The 18,135-nt window shown below is 76.9% G+C and carries 13 protein-coding genes; 7 read left to right on the forward strand and 6 right to left on the reverse strand.

Features of this window, described 5'->3' with window-relative positions; all coding sequences use genetic code 11:
• Window positions 1-173: 173 nt before the first annotated feature.
• On the reverse strand, window positions 174-1,442 hold the full coding sequence (locus IEX99_RS19940; protein ID WP_188903580.1) for a Glu/Leu/Phe/Val family dehydrogenase: 1,269 nt from the start codon (window positions 1,440-1,442) through the stop codon (window positions 174-176).
• Between the two features lie 259 nt (window positions 1,443-1,701).
• Between IEX99_RS19940 and IEX99_RS19945 the strand changes: the two genes are divergently transcribed.
• Window positions 1,702-2,871 carry a PA0069 family radical SAM protein gene (locus tag IEX99_RS19945; protein WP_188903582.1) on the forward strand — a complete coding sequence of 390 codons (1,170 nt, stop codon included), beginning with the start codon at window positions 1,702-1,704 and terminating at the stop codon, window positions 2,869-2,871.
• Between the two features lie 150 nt (window positions 2,872-3,021).
• Here the strand turns inward: IEX99_RS19945 and IEX99_RS19950 are convergent, their stop codons facing one another.
• Window positions 3,022-4,146, reverse strand: coding sequence for an NAD(P)H-dependent flavin oxidoreductase (locus IEX99_RS19950; RefSeq protein WP_188903584.1), 1,125 nt, complete (start codon window positions 4,144-4,146; stop codon window positions 3,022-3,024).
• A 116-nt stretch (window positions 4,147-4,262) separates the two neighbouring features.
• Window positions 4,263-5,150: a LysR family transcriptional regulator gene (locus tag IEX99_RS19955; RefSeq protein WP_188903586.1), complete on the reverse strand. Its 888-nt coding sequence runs from the start codon at window positions 5,148-5,150 to the stop codon at window positions 4,263-4,265.
• Window positions 5,151-5,246: 96 nt separating this feature from the next.
• Between IEX99_RS19955 and IEX99_RS19960 the strand changes: the two genes are divergently transcribed.
• Both IEX99_RS19960 and IEX99_RS19965 read left to right on the forward strand, forming a co-directional pair.
• A complete protein-coding gene (locus IEX99_RS19960; protein WP_188903588.1) occupies window positions 5,247-5,933 on the forward strand; it encodes a ribonuclease HII in 687 nt (228 codons plus the stop codon).
• 38 nt (window positions 5,934-5,971) lie between these two features.
• Window positions 5,972-7,111 (forward strand): site-specific DNA-methyltransferase, encoded by a 1,140-nt coding sequence (locus IEX99_RS19965; protein WP_308421508.1) that lies wholly within the window; start codon window positions 5,972-5,974, stop codon window positions 7,109-7,111.
• A gap of 355 nt (window positions 7,112-7,466) precedes the next feature.
• On the opposite strand, the gene IEX99_RS19970 is transcribed toward IEX99_RS19965, so the two are convergent.
• Entirely contained in the window at window positions 7,467-9,527 is a 2,061-nt protein-coding gene (locus IEX99_RS19970) for an MASE1 domain-containing protein (RefSeq protein ID WP_188903590.1), read from the reverse strand.
• A gap of 555 nt (window positions 9,528-10,082) precedes the next feature.
• Window positions 10,083-11,291: an A/G-specific adenine glycosylase gene (locus IEX99_RS19975; RefSeq protein WP_188903592.1), complete on the reverse strand. Its 1,209-nt coding sequence runs from the start codon at window positions 11,289-11,291 to the stop codon at window positions 10,083-10,085.
• A gap of 8 nt (window positions 11,292-11,299) precedes the next feature.
• Between IEX99_RS19975 and IEX99_RS19980 the strand changes: the two genes are divergently transcribed.
• The 3 genes from IEX99_RS19980 to IEX99_RS19990 all read left to right on the forward strand — a co-directional run bounded on the left by IEX99_RS19980 (window position 11,300) and on the right by IEX99_RS19990 (window position 16,936).
• Window positions 11,300-11,842 (forward strand): DUF721 domain-containing protein, encoded by a 543-nt coding sequence (locus IEX99_RS19980; protein ID WP_188903594.1) that lies wholly within the window; start codon window positions 11,300-11,302, stop codon window positions 11,840-11,842.
• Window positions 11,843-11,870: 28 nt separating this feature from the next.
• Window positions 11,871-12,542, forward strand: coding sequence for a DsbA family protein (locus tag IEX99_RS19985; protein ID WP_188903596.1), 672 nt, complete (start codon window positions 11,871-11,873; stop codon window positions 12,540-12,542).
• Window positions 12,543-12,667: 125 nt separating this feature from the next.
• The gene (locus tag IEX99_RS19990; protein WP_188903658.1) at window positions 12,668-16,936 is read left to right on the forward strand and encodes an AAA family ATPase; all 4,269 of its coding nucleotides are present in this window, start codon (window positions 12,668-12,670) and stop codon (window positions 16,934-16,936) included.
• Window positions 16,937-16,971: 35 nt separating this feature from the next.
• On the opposite strand, the gene IEX99_RS19995 is transcribed toward IEX99_RS19990, so the two are convergent.
• On the reverse strand, window positions 16,972-17,316 hold the full coding sequence (locus tag IEX99_RS19995; RefSeq protein ID WP_188903598.1) for a putative quinol monooxygenase: 345 nt from the start codon (window positions 17,314-17,316) through the stop codon (window positions 16,972-16,974).
• A 297-nt stretch (window positions 17,317-17,613) separates the two neighbouring features.
• On the opposite strand from IEX99_RS19995, the gene IEX99_RS20000 reads away from it, so the two are divergent.
• Window positions 17,614-18,081, forward strand: a complete 468-nt coding sequence (locus tag IEX99_RS20000) for a VOC family protein (RefSeq protein ID WP_188903600.1) — start codon at window positions 17,614-17,616, stop codon at window positions 18,079-18,081.
• Window positions 18,082-18,135 lie beyond the last annotated feature (54 nt).

Raw genomic sequence — 18,135 nt, forward strand, 5'->3', positions numbered from 1 at the left:
GCGACCGCGGGCGTGCCGTCCGCGCTGCCGCCATCGGCGACGACGACCTCGTCCGCCGCATCGCCGAGCGCTGCGAGCGCCGCGGGCAGCGCGCCCGCGGCGTCCAGCGTCGGCACGACCACGCTCAGGGTGGTGCCGCCGGCCAGGGTCCCCGTGGCCGCCCTCCTCCCCGTTCAGCTGGCGAAGAACTGCTGCGTCCCATGCGCCTCGATGGCGCTGGCGAGGCGCGACAGGGCATGGACGTAGGCGGCGGTGCGGGGCGAGATGCCGCGCTCGCGCGACAGCGCCCAGATGGCGCGGCCCTCGCGCTCCATGATCGCGCGCAGCCGCTCGTGCACCTCCTGCTCCGACCAGTAGTAGCCCTGGCGGTTCTGTACCCACTCGAAATAGGACACGGTGACGCCGCCGGCGTTGGCGAGGATGTCGGGCAGCACGACCACGCCCTTGCGGTCGAGGATCGTGTCCGCCTCGGGCGTGACTGGGCCGTTCGCCAGCTCCAGGACGACCTTCGCGCGGATGCGGTCGGCGTTCCGCTCGTGGATCATGTCCTCGAGCGCGGCCGGAACCAGGAGGTCGCACTCCACCGCGACCAGGTCCTCGGGCGAGAGCGCCTGGACTCCGTTCTCCCCGGCGAGGGAGGCGACGGAGCGGCCGGCGGCCTTCGCCTCCAGCAGCGCGCCGATATCCAGCCCGGCCGCGCGGTACACCGCGCCGCCCGAGTCGGAGACCGCGACGATGCGATGCCCGTCCGCCCGCATCAGGCTCGCGATGTACTGGCCGGCGTTGCCGAAGCCCTGCACGGCGACGCGCATCCCGTCGGGCGGCAGCCCCAATTCTCGCGCGAGGTGGCGGACGAGGTAGTAGCCGCCGCGCGCCGTCGCGTCGTTGCGCCCGAGCGAGCCGCCGAGCGCGATCGGCTTGCCGGTGATGACCGCCGGCACGGACTGGCCGACAATCGTCGCGTACTCGTCGGCCATCCAGCCCATGATCATCGAGTTGGTGTAGACGTCCGGCGCCGGGATGTCGCGGTCGGGCCCGATGATGCGGGCGAAGGCCTGGATGTAGGCGCGGGAGAGCCGCTCCAGCTCGGCCTTCGACAGGGTGCGGGGATCCACCTGCACCGCGCCCTTGCCGCCGCCGTAGGGGAGGTTCATCACCGCGCACTTGACGGTCATCCAGAAGGCGAGCGTCTCGACCTCCTCGGCCGTGGCGTCGGGGTGGAAGCGGATGCCGCCCTTGGTCGGGCCGCGCGTGTCGTCGTGGCGGCAGCGCCAGGCGAGGAAGGACTTCCGGGAGCCGTCGTCCATGCGGATCATCAGGCGGACCTTGGTGGTCTCGCGCGGATACTTCAGCCGCTCGAGGACATCGCCATCGACCCGGAGGTGCCGCGCCGCCTCGTCGAGGCGCGTGAGGGCGCGGTCGAGGATGGTGCCTTCCTGCATCAATCTGATCCCTTGTCGAATTGGGTCCGCTTCGACCCGTATCGGGCGTGGCGCGATTGCTGCATCGCACGGTCGTCTCGCCATCGGCAACCGGCCCGGGGCGTCGGGCGGCCATGACGCCATGTCGCGGCGGCGCGAGACAGGACCGGATGGATCCCTTTCGCGGCGACAGGTGCGGCGATCGAAGTTCTCATTGCGTTCTTGACGGCCGTTCCCCTCGTCTGGCAGGGTTCGAGCGAACGGAAGAGGAACAGGAGCCATGCCCGACGGCGCCGACCTGTCCCACGCCCCCGCTGCGGCGCCGCCGCTCGCCCGCAAGGGCCGCGGCGCCCTGACCAATGCCCTCTCCACCCGCTTCGAGCAGACCACCGCTGAGGCCTTCGACGACGGCTGGGGCACCCTCGCCGCCGAGCTCGCCGACCTGCCGCCGCTGCCGACCACGCTGATCCGCGACCGGACGCGCTCGGCGATGGCCTGGAACGACAGCCCGGACATCGGCTTCGACCGGTCCATCAACCCCTATCGCGGCTGCGAGCACGGCTGCATCTACTGCTACGCGCGGCCCTCCCACGCCTATCTCGGCTACTCGCCGGGCCTCGACTTCGAGACCCGCCTCGTGTTCAAGCCCGAGCTGCCGGCGCTGCTCGAGAAGGAGCTGCGGCGGCCCGGCTACGTGCCGCGGCCGGTCGCGCTCGGCGCCAACACCGATCCCTACCAGCCGGTCGAGCGCACGCTGCGGATCACGCGCGGCGTGCTCGAGGTGCTGGAGCGCTTCGGCCATCCGGTGACGATCGTCACCAAGTCGGCCGGCGTGCTGCGCGACCTCGACCTCGTGCAGCGCCTGGCGGCGCGCGACCTGGTGCATGTCTGCCTCTCGGTGACGACGCTCGACAATGCGCTGGCGCGGCGGATGGAGCCGCGCGCGGCGGCGCCGGCGCGGCGTCTCGCCGCGCTCGCCGAGCTGCGCCGCGCCGGGGTGCCGGCCGGCGCGCTGATGGCGCCGATCATCCCCGGCCTCAACGACGCCGAGATCGAGCGGGTGCTGGAGGCGTGCGCGGCGCACGGCGCGCTCGGCGCGGGCTACGTGCTGCTGCGCCTGCCGCACGAGATCGGGCCGCTCTTCGAGGAGTGGCTGCGCGCGCACTTCCCCGACCGCGCCGCGCGCGTGCTGGCGCTGGTGCGCGAGACGCGCGGCGGCGCGCTCTACGACGGCCGCTTCCGGCTCCGCCAGACCGGGACCGGCGCCTATGCGGCGATGATCGCGCAGCGCTTCCGCGTCGCGCTGAAGCGGTTCGGCCTCGACCGGGCGGAACGCGGGCCGGGGCTCGACTGCACGCGGTTCCGGGTGCCCGACGACAAGGCGCCGCTCGCCCCGGGATCCGCCAACAGGTCCGCGGCGGTGCCGGAGGGGCAGCTGGCCCTGCTCTGAGCGGATCGCGGGCGACCGGGAGCGCGAATCCGCCCGAGCGACGACGCGCCGGAGCCGTCGCCGCGCGCGCAGCCGGGCGGAAGCGCCCCGGCGGAGGGCGGATCGGGCAGCCCGGCCGGGCGCGCCGGAGCCGGCGCGATCCGCGCCCCGTCAGGCCGGCAGCAGCGCCTGCGCCTCCTCCCACAACCGGCGCACCAGCTCCGCCGCCGGCTCCGCGCGGGCCAGCGCCGCCGCCTGGCCGGCCCAGGCCTGCATGCGATCCAGCTCGCCCGCCGCCTGCGCCGCCTCGCGCATCGGCGTCGTCAGCACGCGCTGCACGGGGTAGGGCGCGGGCGGCGGCGCGTCCGGGGCGGCCGCCGCCCGCACGTAGCCGGTGGCGAGGGCGCGGCCGAGCCGGCCACTGAAGGCGCGCGTCAGCATCGTTCCCTCGGGCTCCGCGCGGCCGAGCGCCTCGGCCCAGGCGGGGTGGATCCCGGCCTCGGGGCAGCGCAGGAAGCCCGTGCCGATCTGCACCGCGCTGGCGCCGAGCGTCAGCGCCGCCGCCACGCCGCGCGCGTCGGCGATCCCGCCCGCGGCGATCACCGGCACGTCCAGCGCGTCGGCGAGGCGCGGCACCAGGGCGAAGAGGCCGGTCAGCTGCGCCTCGGCCGCGGCGGCCTCGAAGGCGCCGCGATGCCCGCCGGCCTCGGCGCCCTGGGCCACGATCGCGTCCGCGCCGGCCGCCACGGCGGCGCGCGCCTCGGCCAGCGTGGTCGCGCAGGCGAACCAGGCGATCCCGCGCGCCTTCATCGCCGCGACGACGCGCTCCGGGAACACGCCCATGATCGAGGAGAGCACCGCCGGCTGCGCCGCGAGCATCGCCGCGCACTGGGCGTCGAAGTCGGGCAGCAGCGGACCCTCGCCGGGCGGCGCCGGGCGCGGGCCGAAGCGCGCGAGGAAGTCGGCCACCGCCGCCTCGCGCGCGGGGTCGCGCCGGGGCGGCGGGTCCGGGATCCAGAGGTTCATCTGGACGCTGCCGTTGCTCCGCGCGCGGAAATCGCGCGCCCACGCGAGGATCGCCTCGGGCGTCATCATCAGCGCGCCCATCCCGCCCATGCCGCCGGCATTCGCCACCGCCGCGGCGAGCGCCGGCGGACAGGCGCCGGCCATCGGCGCCTGGAGGATCGGCACGCGCAGGCCGAACCGTGCGCAGAACGCGGCGGCGCGGGCGCGCGCGGAGGCGGTGGTCTTCGTCCGGGCGGGGCGGGAGGGGAGGGTCCTCGACGGGTCCGTCATGGCATCGCCTCGGCGGCTGGGGACCGCAGGCTAGCCCTGCCATCCTATCGCGAAAAACGATTTATCCAGATCGGTGCGATCTGCGTTCGCGATGATTGCCGGGCGGCGCGCCCGGCTCAGGCCGCGGCCTGCGCCGTCGCCGGCGGCCGGGCGCAGGCGAGGAAGGCGGCGAGCGCGCTTGAGAGATGGCCGTCGTGGCGCCGGATGAACACCGTCTCGACCCGCGCCTCGGCGGGCGGGAGGGCGTGGACCGCGACCCGGTTCTCCTCGCGCCAGACGGGGCCGATCAGCGCGCGCGGCAGCAGCGTCACGCCGAGCCCGGCCGCGACGCAGCCCAGGATCGCCTCCAGCGTGCCGAACTCGAGCAGCCGCGGGCGGGGGACGCCGCGCCGCGCCAGGATCGTCTCCAGCCGCTGGCGGTAGGAGCATCCGGCGCGCAGCACGACAATGCGCACCTCGCCACGCCGCACCAGCGCGTCCAGCGAGGCGACGCCGGGCGCGGTGAGCACGGCGAGCTCCTCCCGGAACACCGTCTCCTCCGCCAGGTCGGGATGGTCCACCGGGCCGCAGACGAAGGCGCCCTCCAGCCGGCCGGCGAGCACCTCCTCCACCAGTTCGCAGGTCGTGCCGGTGCGGAGCGAGAGGTCCACCGCCGGGTGCGCGGCGGCGAAGGCGGCGAGCACGGGCGGCAGCCGCAGCCCGGCCGTCGTCTCCAGCGCGCCGACCCGCAGCGGGCCGCGCGGCGTGCCGTCGTCGCGCGCGGCGCGGCAGGCCTCCTCGAGCAGGTGCACGAGCCGCGCCGCATAGGGCAGCAGGCGCCGCCCGGCCGGGGTCAGGGAGACGCCGCGGGCGTGGCGCTCGAACAGCGCGACGCCGAGCCGCGCCTCGAGCTGCCGGATGCGGGCGGTGACGTTCGACTGGACCGTGTTGAGCTCGGCCGCCGCCCGGCTCATCCCGCCGAGCCGCGCGACCGCCTCGAAGATGCGGAGTGCGGAGGCGTCCATGGGCGCGAGGATACGCCAGGACGCGGCCCGGGCGCGATGGCGCTTCCTCGTCCGCGCCGATGCGAATCGCGCCGGGCCGGGCTATGGCTGGGCGCCATGCCGGATTTCAGCCTCGAGGCGGCGGCCGGGGCCGCGCGCGTCGCCGGGGTGGACGAGGCGGGGCGCGGGCCGCTGGCCGGCCCGGTGCTCGCCGCGGCGGTGGTGTTCGCGCGGCGCCCGCCGCGCGGCCTCGCCGCGCTGCTCGACGACAGCAAGCGGCTGTCGGCGGCCGCGCGCGAGGCCGCCTTCGCCGCGCTGCGCGAGGCCGCGGCCGCAGGGCGGGCCGAGATCGGCATCGGCGCCGCCTCGGTGGCCGAGATCGCGCGGCTCAACATCCTGCGCGCCACCCATCTCGCCATGGCGCGGGCGCTCGCCCGGCTGCCCGGCGGCCCGCCCGACCTCGCGCTGGTGGACGGCGACCGGCCGCCGCCGCTGCCCGCCGGCGCGCGCTGCGCGCTGCGCTGCGTCGTCGGCGGCGATGCGCGCAGCCTCTCCATCGCCGCCGCCTCGATCGTGGCCAAGGTGCTGCGCGACCACGCCATGCGGCGGCTCGATGCGCGCTGGCCGGGCTACGGCTTCGCCCGCCATGCCGGCTATCCGACGCCGGCGCATCTCGCGGCGCTGGCGCGGCTCGGCCCGACGCCGCACCACCGCCCCGGCTTCGCGCCGGTGGACCAGGCGCGACTCGCGCTCGACCCGCCGCACGCGGCGGTTGACACGCCCGAGTCGCGCAAGCGATTCTAAGCACTTAGCGCTCTCCCGCCTGGAAGGACCGCTCTCCCTTGGGCACCGGCCTCGACCTGCCGCTCGACCGGATCCTGGTCGGCGACTGCGTGGAGCTGATGCGCCGGCTGCCGCCGGCCTCGGTGCACGCGATCTTCGCCGATCCGCCCTACAACCTGCAGCTCCGCGGCGAGCTGCGCCGCCCGGACGACTCCCTCGTGGACGGGGTGGACGACGAGTGGGACCGCTTCGCCGACTTCGCCGCCTATGATGCCTTCGCGCGCGAATGGCTCGCCGAGGCGCGGCGCGTGCTGCGCAAGGACGGCACGATCTGGGTGATCGGCGCCTACCACAACATCTTCCGCCTCGGCACGGCGCTGCAGGACCTCGGCTTCTGGATCCTGAACGACGTGATCTGGCGCAAGGCGAACCCGATGCCGAACTTCCGCGGCCGACGCTTCACCAACGCGCACGAGACGCTGATCTGGGCGGCGCGCGGGCAGGAGTCGCGCTACCGCTTCAATTACGCGGCGATGAAGTCGCTCAACGACGACGTGCAGATGCGCTCCGACTGGTTCATCCCGCTCTGCACCGGCGCGGAGCGGCTGCGCGACGCCAAGGGCGGAAAGCTGCACCCGACGCAGAAGCCGGAGGCACTGCTGCACCGCGTCATCCTCGCCTGCACGGCGCCGGGAGAGGTGGTGCTCGACCCCTTCCTCGGCACCGGCACCACGGCGGCGGTCGCGAAGCGGCTCGGCCGGCATTTCATCGGCATCGAGCGGGACGCCGCCTACGCCGCCGCGGCCGAGGCGCGGATCGCGGCGGTCGAGCCGCTGCCGGAGAGCGCGGCGCTGACCCTGCCCTCGAAGCGCGAGCAGCCGCGCATCCCCTTCGGCGCGCTGGTCGAGCGCGGCCTGGTGCCGCCCGGTTCGCGCCTCTACGACCGGCACCGGCGCTTCGTCGCCGAGGTCGGCGCCGACGGCTCGATCCGTTGCGGCCGCGCGCAGGGTTCGATCCACCAGGTCGGCGCCGCAGTGCAGGAGGCGCCCTCCTGCAACGGTTGGCTGTTCTGGCACTGCCTCGGGGGTGACGGCCGCCTCCGGGTGCTGGACGAGCTGCGCGGCGAGCTTGCGGCGGAGTCGGCCGCCCCGGCGCCTGCCGGGGGGGGATGGCGGCGCGCCGTCCCGGGGCGGACCTGACGCGACGGTGGAGGTCCTTCGCTTTTCGTTCCCGCGGACTGGCGACGTATGGTTGAAAAACCGATTGTCGTCTCACGCCGTTCCGTTGCGCGCCACATCGAACGAGAATCTTCGACATCTGCTGCTGACGCGGCGACCCGGACCCCCTATCCTTCGCGGCGTAGCGCCATGCCCTGCCGGCGTGTTCTAGCTACGTTCCGTTTTGGGGTGTAACTCGCGGCGTCACCGCCCCTCTGGCTGCGTTTCGGCAGCCGGGGACTGGTCTGGCGAATCGCCGCCGGCGGCGGAGCGGCTGAGCCGTCTCCGTCGCCTCGTTCTCTTCGGAAGGGACCCTGGTGGTTCGGCGGCTCGCCCGTCAGGCGGGCTCCCGCGCCGGCTTGACCGTGCCGTCAGCCGCTGGCGCCTGCTGGCCGGAGGGGCCCCCCGCACTTCCCGGCAGCAGGCGCCGTGCCGGGATGGTCACGATGCAGCGCAGCCCCTCTTCGGCCCATTCCGTCGTCACCGTGCCGCCGAGCTGGTGGCGCACCGTCTGCTGGATCAGGCGCGAGCCGAATCCGCCGCCGCCGGAGGGGACCGTCGCCGCCGGGGCCGCACCGCCGGCGCTCCGGGCCGGCGGAGGTCCGCCCGATTCGGTCCAGGTCAGGCGCAGGCCGCCGCTCGGCTCCGGCATCGGCGCCCAGCTCACCACCACCCGCCCGGTCGCCACCGAGAGCGCGCCGTGCTTTGCCGCGTTGGTCGCCAGCTCGTGCAGCACCATCGCCACCGGCTGGGCCGCGTCGGGCGCGAGGCGCACGGGCGGGCCGAGGAACTCCACCCGCCCCGCATAGGCCGCGAGTTCCTCGGCCACGAGGTTGCGCAGTTCCGCCCCGGACCATCGGTTCTGCGCCAGCAGGTTGTGGGCGCGGGCCAGCGCGTCGATGCGGCCCTCCACCGTCTCGGCGAAGCTCGTGGGGTCGTCGCGGCGGGAGAGGCGGAGCAGCGCCTTGGTCACCGCCAGCACGTTCTTCGCGCGGTGGTCCACCTCGCGCGCGAGCAGCGCCTGGCGCTCCTCTGCGGCCTTGCGCTCGCTGATGTCCTGCACCACGCCGGCAAGGCGCAGCGGCGCGCCGCTCGCCGGATCGCGCGCGACCACCGCGCCGTAGTCCGCGACCCAGTTCCAGCCGCCGCCGCCGATCAGACGCCGCACCCGGTACTCGACGGCGAAGCCGTCCGTCGCGCCGGCAAGGGCGGCGGCAAGGGCCGCCTCGCGCTTCGGCCAGTCGTCCGGGTGGACGCGCTCGCGCAGCCGGGCCTCGGCATCGCCGCCGCCCTCGCCCCCCATCCAGAGGCCGCCGTAGATCTCGGCTGCGCGCTCGTCCCAGCTCGCGCCGCCGCCGTTCAGCTCGCGCTGCCAGGTGCCGAGCCCCGCGCCCCCGAGGGCGAGGCGGAGCCGCGCCTCGCCTTCCGCGAGCCGTGCATTCGCTGCCTTGAGCTCGGCGGTGCGCTCGGCCACGCGCTCCTCGAGCTCGGCGTTGAGCTGGGCCAGCCGCTGAATCGCGGCGCGCCGCTCCGCCACCGCCGCGCTGAGCGCATGGGCGGTGCCGGCGGCGACCACGAGGAAGATCTGCAGCAGCACGATCTGGGCCGAGGCGGGCAGGAATTCGCTGGCGAAGGGCCCGTAGCCCGCGCTGGTGCCGCCGATCGCGACGGCGGTCAGCACGCTGACCGACAGCGCCACCACGCCGGGCCCGAAGCGCAGCGCCGGCCACAGCAGCGGCGGCAGGGCGAGGAAGGAAACCGGCCCCTGGACCCGCGAATCCCAGAACACGAGCGAGGCCAGCACCGCGACCAGGGTGAGCGCCGCCAACGCCTCGGCGGCGCGCCGGCGCAGCACCGCGACGGGAGGGACCGGCTGCCCGCCCCAGGCGGCGAGGCCGAGGACGACCGGCGTGCCGACCGCGATGCCTACCGCGTCCGCCGCCCACCAGACCTTCCAGGTCTCGAGCATCCCGCCGGCCAGCGGATCGGCGGTGGCACCGGCGCCGAGCGTCGCCCCCATCGCCGGCGCGGTCACCGCCGCGGCGAGCACCGCAAGCAGGTCGCCGAGCCGGTCGAGGCGCGGGGGTTCCTTCGAGCGGCGCAACTGCTGGACCAGGACGGCGCCCAGCAGGCCCTCGATCGTGTTGGCGCCGATCAGGCCGAGGGTGGCCGGCATGGTGCGGCCGAGCAGCAGCACATCCGCGACCAGGTTGGCGGCCGCCGCGGCGACGATCACGGCGGGCCAGCGCCGGCGCTCGCCGGCGATCAGCAGGGCGGCGAGGTAGAGCCCGGCCGCCGGCCAGAAGGTGGCGACCCGCGACGGGCCGAGCGCCGCGGCATGCCCTGCGAGCGCGCCGGCGAAGTATCCGAGCAGGAAGAGCGAGAGCAGGATCAACACCGGCGGTGCCGCGGCCCGTGCCCAGGGCAGCGGCGCCCGGCCGGCGCCGCCCCGCGCCGCCTCGGTCCGGGTCGGCTCCGCCTCCGCGGTGGCGGCCGCAGGCGCGACCTGCGGATCGGCTCCGGCCGTGGCTGCCGACGCCAGGGGATGCGAGGGCGTCCAGGGCGGTTCGGTCAGAACTGCCCCGTGGAGGCCTCCGCTGCTGCCCGGAGGCAATCCGATGCTCATCGCCAAGTCCCGTACGCCAGCGCCCCGCTCCGCCGCTGAAGTCGACGCTGCCGGCCGGGCACGGCGCGCCCAGCGGACGCCTCTTCCGTGCCGCCTGCGGTGGCGGTCGGCAGCGCCGCGGCACGCGAGCTCCGATCCGGCGACCGCCCCTGCGAAGGCGATCAAAACAATCTTAACCCCGAATCGGCCTTCAACGCGCGCGCGAATTTCACGCTGCGGGCGGTCCGTGCCGCGCGGCACCGGACCGCCCGGCCGCAACCCCGTTGGCGGCCATGTGCGAGGGGAGCGCGAGATCGGCCTCGGGCAGCGGGCACGCCCTTCTCGGCGTCACGGGCGTTCGGGCCGCCGAGGCCCAGTGTTCCGTCCCGACCGGACGGTGCGCCGGCGCGCGGCGGCCGCGCCCGGCTCCGCCGGACGCAGCGGTTCGGCCCGGGGAAGGGTCCCGTCCTCTGCCGCGAGGTCGAGCAGCCGGCGCATGGCGGTCGGCAGCGCCGCGGCGGCCGCCGCGGGCGGCCGCCACTCCCAGCCCGCCGCGGCCCGGCACGCGGATCGCGCCGCTTCGCCAGCCGGTCCCGCCGGCAGCGCGGCGGCGTAGAGCTGCATGTCGAGGGTGAAATGGGTGAAGCCGTGCGCCGCGGTCCCCGGAACCAGGCGCCAGGGCAGCCCGGGCCAGGGCGCGTGCGTCAGCGCCTCGTTCCGCTCCCAGGGCGCGGTTCGCCAGGGGGTGCCCGGCAGCTCCAACATGCCGCCGAGCAGTCCCCCGGGCGGTCGCCGCCGCAGCAGGATGCGCCCGGTCGCGGGATCGGCGAGCAGGAAATGCGCGCCGTGCCGATGCGGCCGCGCCCGCTTCGCCACCCGGCGCGGCAGCGAATCCTGCTCGCCCCGCGCCTCGGCCGCGCAGCCGCCCGCCCGCCAGGGGCAGAGGGCGCAGGCCGGCCGGCGCGACGTGCAGACCCCGGCGCCGAGGTCGAACAGCGCCTGGGCGAAATCGCCCGGCCGCGCCCGCGCCGCGGCCTGCCCGAGGAAGCCCTGGGCCAGCGCGGCGAGGCGGGACCGCGCTCCGGGCAGCGGCTCCGCCACCCCGAACACCCGGGCGACGATCCGCTCGACATTGCCGTCGACCGGCACGACCGGCGCGCCGAAGGCGATCGCGGCGACCGCCGCGGCGGTGTACGCGCCGATCCCGGGCAGCGCCCGCAATGCCGCCGGGTCGCGGGGAAACCCCCCCGACGCCGCCAGCTGGCGGGCGCAGGCGTGGAGGTTGCGGGCCCGCGCGTAGTAGCCGAGGCCGGCCCATTCCTCCATCACCGCCGCCTCCGGCGCCGCGGCCAGCGCCTCGACGCTGGGGAAGCGCGCGAGGAACCGCTGGAAGCGCGGCGCGACCGCGGCCGCCGTGGTCTGCTGCAGCATGACCTCGGAGAGCCAGATGCGGTAGGGATCGGGGGCGCGCGTCCCCTGGCCGGGCGGGGTGCGCCAGGGCAGGTCGCGGTGGTGCCGGTCGTACCAGCGGAGCAGCGCGGCGGCGGAAGGAGTCACGGGCGAGGATGACGGCGAGCGGCGAGGGAGAGCCGGATCACCCGGCGGACCGCCGGGGCGGCAGGGAGCCGGAACGCGGCCATGGCGGCCCGCGGCCGCTCGGCGCGATCGTTCCGCGCCTGACCCGCCCGGCCTTCCGGCGCCGCAGCCCGGCGGCGGCGCAGATCATGGCGGACTGGCCCGAGGTGGTGGGCCCCGCGCTCGCCGCCCTGGCCGTCCCGCGCCGGCTGGCGCAAGGCACCCTCACCCTCGCCTGCGCCGGTCCGGTGGCGCTGGAGCTTGCGCACCTCGCGCCGCAGCTGATCGCCCGGATCAACGCCCATTGCGGCCGCGTCGCCGTGCAGCGGCTGCGCTTCGTCCAGGCGCCGGCGGCTGCCGCCGGCGCGGGACACGCCGCGCGCCGCGGCGGCATGCCGGCCGCGACCGACCGGCTGCCGTCGCGCGTGAGCGAGGCGCTCGGCCGCGTCGGCGCGCCGGACCTGCGGGCCGCGCTGGAAAAGCTCGCCCGGGGGGTCTATCGGAGCAGCCAGAGGCGGGGCGCCGATTCCTGAGGAATCCGCCGCCCCCGAAGGAGATGCCATGATCCTGCACCGACGCAGCCTCCTCCTCGCCGGCGCCGCCGGGTTCGGTGCGGCCGCCGGCCTCTGGCGCTCCGGCACCGGCGGCCTGGTTCCGCCGGCGCGCGCCCAGGGCGCCACAGCACCCGCCGCCGATCCGCGCTTCGCCGAGCGCTCCGTCGGGCGCGCCGATGCGCCGGTGACGGTCATCGAGTACTTCTCGCTCACCTGCAGCCACTGCGGCGCCTTCCACCGTGACACCTACCCGCGGGTCAAGAAGGAGCTGGTCGATTCCGGGCAGATGCGGCTGGTGTTCCGCGACTTCCCGCTCGATCAGCTCGCGCTGGCGGCGCATTGCGTGGCCCGCGCCCTGCCGCCCGAGCGCTACGAAGGCTTCCTCACCGCGCTGTTCGCGGCGCAGGACCGCTGGGCGTTCGCCCGCGGCGCCGACCACATGGCCGAGCTCGCGAGGATCGCCGCCGTCGCCGGCATGACGCGCGAGCAGGTGGACGCCGCGGCCTACGACCAGCCGCTGCAGCGCTTCGTCCTGGAGAGCCGCCTGCGCGGCGAGCAGGAGCATCGGGTGCAGTCCACGCCGACCTTCATCTTCGGCACGGCGGGCAAGGTCCGCCAGGCCGGCAACGTCGGCTTCGACCGCTTCGCCCAGTTGCTGGCCCAGGCCCGCCAGGCGTGACGGAGGACGGGATCCCGCCGCCCACGGCGCAGGGGGAGGCGCCGGCGGGCGGGGAGGGGGCGGAGATCCTGCAGGCCGGCCCGCCCGAGCGCAGCGCCGAGCAGCGCGCCGCCGCGCGCCGCGCCGTGCTGAGCCGGCTGCGCATCGCCGGCTTCAAGAGCTTCGCCGAGCCGACGACGGTCGAGATCCTGCCCGGCCTCACCGGCATCGTCGGCCCGAACGGCTGCGGCAAGTCCAACGTCGTCGAGGCGCTGCGCTGGGCGATGGGCGAGACCTCCGCCCGCTCGCTCCGCGGCGGCGAGATGGACGACGTCATCTTCGCCGGCACCGCGATGCGCCCCGGCCGCAACATCGCCGAGGTGACGCTGACCCTCGAGGACGCGCTCGGCCTCGCCCCGCCGCCCAACCACGACGCGGCCGAGCTCGAGATCGTGCGCCGCATCGCCCGCGGCGAGGGGACGAGCTTCCGCGTCAACGGGCGCGAGCTGCGCGCGCGCGACGTGCAGACCATGTTCATGGACCTCGGCTCCGGCGCGCGCGCCTCCGGCATGGTGAGCCAGGGGCGGGTCGCGGCGCTGATCGGCGCGCGGCCCGAGGAGCGGCGCCAGGTGCTGGAGGAGGCGGCGGGCATCGCCGGCCTGCGCGCCCGCCGCCACGAGGCCGAGCTGAAGCTGCGCCAGGCCGAGGCCAACCTGACGCGGGCCGAGGACCTGCTCGGCCAGCTCGAGGTCCAGCGCCAGTCGCTGACGAGGCAGGCGCGGCAGGCCAACCGCTACCGCAACCTGTCCGGCCTGGTGCGGCAGGCGGAGGCCGAGTGGCTGGCGCTGCTGCGCGCGCGGGCGATGGCCGCGCTCGCCACGGCGCGCGCCGCCTTCGACGAGACGCGGGCGGCGACGCAGCGCGCCGGGGCCGAGGCGGAGGCCGCCGCGATCCGCGCCTTCGAGGCCGAGCGCGACCTGCCCGGCCCGCGCGAGGCCGAAGCGACGGCGCGCACCGCGCTGGAGCGCCGCCGCGTCGAGGCCGAAGGTCTGGAGCAGGAGGAGCGGCGCGCCCGTGCGGCGCTGGATGCCGCGACCGCGCGCCTCGCGCACATCGCGCGGGATCTGGAACACGCCGCCGCGCTGGAGGCCGATGCGGCCGCGGCGGAGGACCGGCTCGCCGCGGAGGACGCGGCTCTTGCGGCGGCCGAGGCCGCCATGCCGGAGCGACGCGCGGCCGCCGCCGGCGCGCTGGCCGCGGCCGAGGACGCGGCGCGCACCGCGGAGCGCGCCGCCATCGCGGCGACCGAGGAGGCCGCCGCCGCCGCCGCCCGCGCGCGGGAGGCCGAGGCGGCGCTGCACGCCGCGGAGCAACGCGCGCGTCGCGTCACCGAGCGCCATGACCGTCTGGCCGGCGAGCGCGCCGCCGCGGCCGCGGCCCTCGTGCCGGCGGAGCGCCTCGCCGCCGCGGCGGCCGGGGCCGCGGCGGCCGAGGCCGCGCTGGCCGAGGCGCGCGGCGCGCTCGAGGCTGCCGAGGCGGCGCGCGCCGCCGCGCAGTCCGCCCATGCCGAGGCACGCCGCCGCGCCGCCGAGGCCGAGGCCGCCCTTGCCCGCGCCGCTGCCGACCGCGCCGCGGCGGCGGACCGCGCCGCCCGCGTCGCGCGACAGCACGCCGAACTGGCGGCCGCGCACGAAGCCGCGCTGGCCCGCCGCATCCCAGCGGAAAGGCTGGAGGCCGCGCAGCGCGCCGCGGCTGCGGCGGAGGCCGCCCTCGACGACGCGCGATCCGCATTGGAGGCCGCCGAGGCGGCGCGCGCCGCCGCCGCCGCCGCCCATGCCGAGGCGCGCCGCCGCGCCGCCGAGGCCGACGCGGCACGGGCCCGCGCCGCCGCCGAGGTGCGGGGTCTGACCGAGGCGCTCGGCGCGCGCGCGCGCGACGGCGCGGCGGCGCCGGTGCTCGATGCGCTGGGCGTTCCGCCCGGGCTGGAATCCGCGCTTGGCGCGGCGCTCGGCGAGGCGCTGGAATCCGCCCTCGACCCCGACGCGCCGCGTTACTGGCGCGCCCTCCCGCCGCTCGGGCCGGCACCCGCCTTGCCGGGGGGCGCGGTGCCGCTCGCGGCACTGGTGGATGCGCCGGCCGAGCTCGCCCGCGCCCTGTCGCGGGTCGGGCTGCTGCCGGACGGCGTGGACGGGGCCGCGCTCCAGCACGCTCTCGCTCCCGGCCAGAGCCTGGTGTCGCGCGGCGGCGCGCTGTGGCGCTGGGACGGGCACACGCTGCGCCCCGGCGCGCCGAACCCGGAGGCGGTGCGGCTCGAGCAGCGCAACCGGCTGCGCGAGGCGGAAGGACGGCTGCGCGCGGCCGAAGCGGAGGCCGGGTCCGCCCGCGAGGTCGAGATCGCCGCCGCCGCCTGCGAGGCGCAGGAAACCGCCGCCGAGGCCGCCGCCCGCGAGGCGCGCCGCCGTGCCGAGGCCGGGCTGCAGGAGGCGCGCGCCGAGGCAGCCCGCGTCGCCGCCGCCGCCGCCGAGGCGGAGGGCCGGCTCGCGGCCATCGCGCCGCAGCTGCAGCGTCTCGCCGCCGACCGTGAGGAGGCGGAGGCGGCGCTCCGGCGGTCCGAGGAGGCGCTCGCCGCCCTGCCGGACCCAGCCGCCGCCCTCGCCATGCGGGACGCGGCCGCCGCGGCCGAGCGCGAGGCGGTCGCCGCCGAGGCCGCCGCCCGGGACCGCCGTGCCGCGGCCGAGACCGCGCTCGCGGCAGCGCGGGCGCAGGCCGCGCGCCTGTCCGCGGCCGCCGCCGAGGCGGAGAGCCGGCTAGCCGCGATCGAACCGCAGCTCGGGCGCCTCGCCGCCGAGCTCGAGGCCGCGCAGGCCGCGCTCGGCCAGGCTCGGGCCGCCCGGGCCGCCCTGCCGGACCTCGCCGCCGCCCGTGCCGCGCGCGATGCCGCGGAGGCCGAGGCGACCCGTGCCCAGGCCGCCGAGGCCGCCGCGCGCAAGGCCCGCGCCGCCGCCGAGGCCGCGCAGCAGGCCGCCCGCGCCGCCGTCGCGCGGCTCGCCGCCGAGGCCGCCGAGGCGGAGAGCCGCCACGCCGCCATCCTGCCCCAGCTCGAAGCCGTGGCCGCCGAGCGCGCCGAGGCGGAGGCGGCGCTCGCCGCCGCGCGCGAGACGGTCGCCGCGCTGCCGGATCTCGCCGCCATCCGCGTCGGGCTGGAACGCGCGCGCGAGGCGCTGACCGCCGCGCGCGATGCCGAAGCCGCCGCCCGCGCCGAGGCCGCCGCGCTGGAGGCCGAGGCGCGGCGCAATGCGGCCCGGCGCCAGGTACTGGCCGGGGAACGCGCCACCTGGGCGCAGCGCCGCGCCGACGCCGCCGCCCGCCTGGCCGAGCTCCGCACCCGGCACGCGGAGGCGGAAGCCGAGCGCGCGATCCTCGCCGAGGCGCCGGAGGCCGCCGCCGCGCGCCGCGAGGCCGCCCGGCGTCTGCTCGCCGGGGCCGAGGCGGCGCACCGGGAGGCGGCGAAGGTCCTGCGCGCCGCGGAGACCGGGGCGCGCGAGGCCGCCGAGGCGCGCCGCGCCGCCGACGCCGCCTTCGCCGCCGCGCGCGAGGCGCAGCTCCGCGCCGAGGCCGCCGCCGCGCAGGCCGAGGCCGCGGCGCATGCGGTGGAGGAGCGGATCGCCGAACGGCTCGGGCCGGATGCCGGCGCCCTGCCCGCGGCGGAGGACCTGAGCGACGCGGCGGAGGAGAAGGCGCGCCGCAGGCTCGAGCGCCTGGGGCGCGAGCGCGAGGAGATGGGCCCCGTCAACCTGCGCGCCGAGATCGAGGCGCGCGAGGTCGAGGAGCGCATCGCCGCGATCACCCGCGAGCGCGAGGAGATCGGCGCCGCCATCGCCAAGCTGCGCGGCTCGATCGGCCACCTGAACCGCGAGGGGCGCGAGCGGCTGCGCGAGGTGTTCGACCGCGTGGACGCCGAGTTCCGCGCGCTGTTCACCCGGCTGTTCGGCGGCGGGCGGGCGCACCTCGCGCTGGTCGGCTCCGACGATCCGCTGGAGGCGGGGCTCGAGATCTTCGCCGAGCCGCCGGGGAAGAAGCTCGCGGCGCTGTCGCTGCTCTCGGGCGGCGAGCAGGCGCTGACGGCGCTGTCGCTGATCTTCGCCGTGTTCCGCTGCCAGCCCGCGCCCGTCTGCGTGCTCGACGAGGTGGACGCGCCGCTCGACGACGCGAACGTGGAGCGGCTGTGCGACCTGCTCGACGCCATGGCGGCGGAGAGCGGCACGCGCTTCCTGATCGTGACGCACCACCCGCTGACGATGGCGCGGATGCACCGCCTCTACGGCGTGACGATGCAGGAGCGGGGCGTGTCGCGGCTGCTCTCGGTGGACCTGGAGCGCGCGGTGGAGATGGCGGAGGGGCCGCGGCCGGGCTGAGGGCGGGCAGGCGGCGGCTCAACCCGGTCCTCCGCTCAGCGGCGGGTGGCGAGCCCGGCGAAGTCGCCGCGCAGCGGCTGCCAGATCGTCGCCCGGCGCGACTCGCGCAGCAGCTCGGGCAGGCGCGCCTCGTAGGCGGCGCGGTAGGGGCGCTTCATCTGCACCTCGACCAGGTCGCGGCGGGCGGCCCAGGTCTCGTAGAGCATGAAATGCGTCGGATCCTCCGGATCGCGATGCAGCGCGGCGTCGATGAAGCTTGCCTCGTGCCGCATGGCGTCGAGCACGGGGGTGAGCAGGTGCAGGAATTCCGCCTCGCGCTCCGGCTTGACGCGGAGCGAGACGACGATGGCGAGCGCGCCCGGCAGGTAGCCTGAGCGCATGCCCTGGGCCTTCGCTGGCGCTGCCATCGCGGCGCCGACCGTCGCGATTGCGGCCGAACGCGGCGCGCTTCGCCTGTGCATCGTGCATCCTCCACCGCTCGGGACGTGATTCCGTCCGTGCGGAGGAGTGGCGCATGGGAGCGCCAGGAATTCGATGACCTCCGAGGTCATGTGGACGGCGCCGGGGCGCCCGGCGGCTGCCGGCGCCACGCGCATGTTCCCTTATTGTTCTTGATTCCGACCGATCGCCGCGGCAAAGTCGGCGCATCAGGGGTCAACCGGATTCAGGAGGATGCCATGGCCGCCAGCGTGCCGCCGATCCCGCCCGGCTATCCGCGCGTCACGCCCTATCTCGCCATCGAGGGCGCCGAGCGGGCGCTCGCCTTCTACGCGGAGGTGTTCGGCGCGCTCGAGCGCATGCGCCTGCCCGCCCCGGGCGGTAGGATCGGCCATGCGGAGATCGAGATCGGCGAGTCCGTCATCATGCTCGCCGACCCCTGGCCGGAGGGGAAATTCGTGGCGCCGCGGGGCGAGACGGCCTCGGTGACGATCCACCTCTATGTCGAGGACGTGGACGCCGTGTTCGCGCGGGCGCTCGCGAAAGGCGCGACCGTGATGCAGCCGGTGGAGACGAAGTTCTACGGCGACCGCGGCGGCACGCTGCGCGACCCGTTCGGGCATGTCTGGCACGTCGCGACGCATGTCGAGGAGGTGTCGCCGGAGGAGATCCGCCGCCGCGCGGCGGCCATGCGGGGCGGAGGTTAGAGGGCGACCCTTCTTGGCCGTGTCCGCCCGCAGATGGAGCGTGGGAGCGGCGGC

The sequence above is a fragment of the Caldovatus sediminis genome (genome assembly GCF_014644455.1).
GTDB classification, from domain to species: domain Bacteria; phylum Pseudomonadota; class Alphaproteobacteria; order Acetobacterales; family Acetobacteraceae; genus Caldovatus; species Caldovatus sediminis.

Excerpts from the sequence above, each read along its gene's own strand:
- IEX99_RS19980 (WP_188903594.1), top strand. The coding sequence starts at position 11,300 with ATGACGGCGAGCGGCGAGGGAGAGCCGGATCACCCGGCGGACCGCCGG.
- IEX99_RS19985 (WP_188903596.1), top strand. The coding sequence starts at position 11,871 with ATGATCCTGCACCGACGCAGCCTCCTCCTCGCCGGCGCCGCCGGGTTC.
- IEX99_RS19950 (WP_188903584.1), bottom strand. The coding sequence starts at position 4,146 with ATGACGGACCCGTCGAGGACCCTCCCCTCCCGCCCCGCCCGGACGAAG.
- IEX99_RS19945 (WP_188903582.1), top strand. The coding sequence starts at position 1,702 with ATGCCCGACGGCGCCGACCTGTCCCACGCCCCCGCTGCGGCGCCGCCG.
- IEX99_RS20000 (WP_188903600.1), top strand. The coding sequence starts at position 17,614 with ATGGCCGCCAGCGTGCCGCCGATCCCGCCCGGCTATCCGCGCGTCACG.
- IEX99_RS19960 (WP_188903588.1), top strand. The coding sequence starts at position 5,247 with ATGCCGGATTTCAGCCTCGAGGCGGCGGCCGGGGCCGCGCGCGTCGCC.
- IEX99_RS19955 (WP_188903586.1), bottom strand. The coding sequence starts at position 5,150 with ATGGACGCCTCCGCACTCCGCATCTTCGAGGCGGTCGCGCGGCTCGGC.
- IEX99_RS19995 (WP_188903598.1), bottom strand. The coding sequence starts at position 17,316 with ATGCGCTCAGGCTACCTGCCGGGCGCGCTCGCCATCGTCGTCTCGCTC.
- IEX99_RS19940 (WP_188903580.1), bottom strand. The coding sequence starts at position 1,442 with ATGCAGGAAGGCACCATCCTCGACCGCGCCCTCACGCGCCTCGACGAG.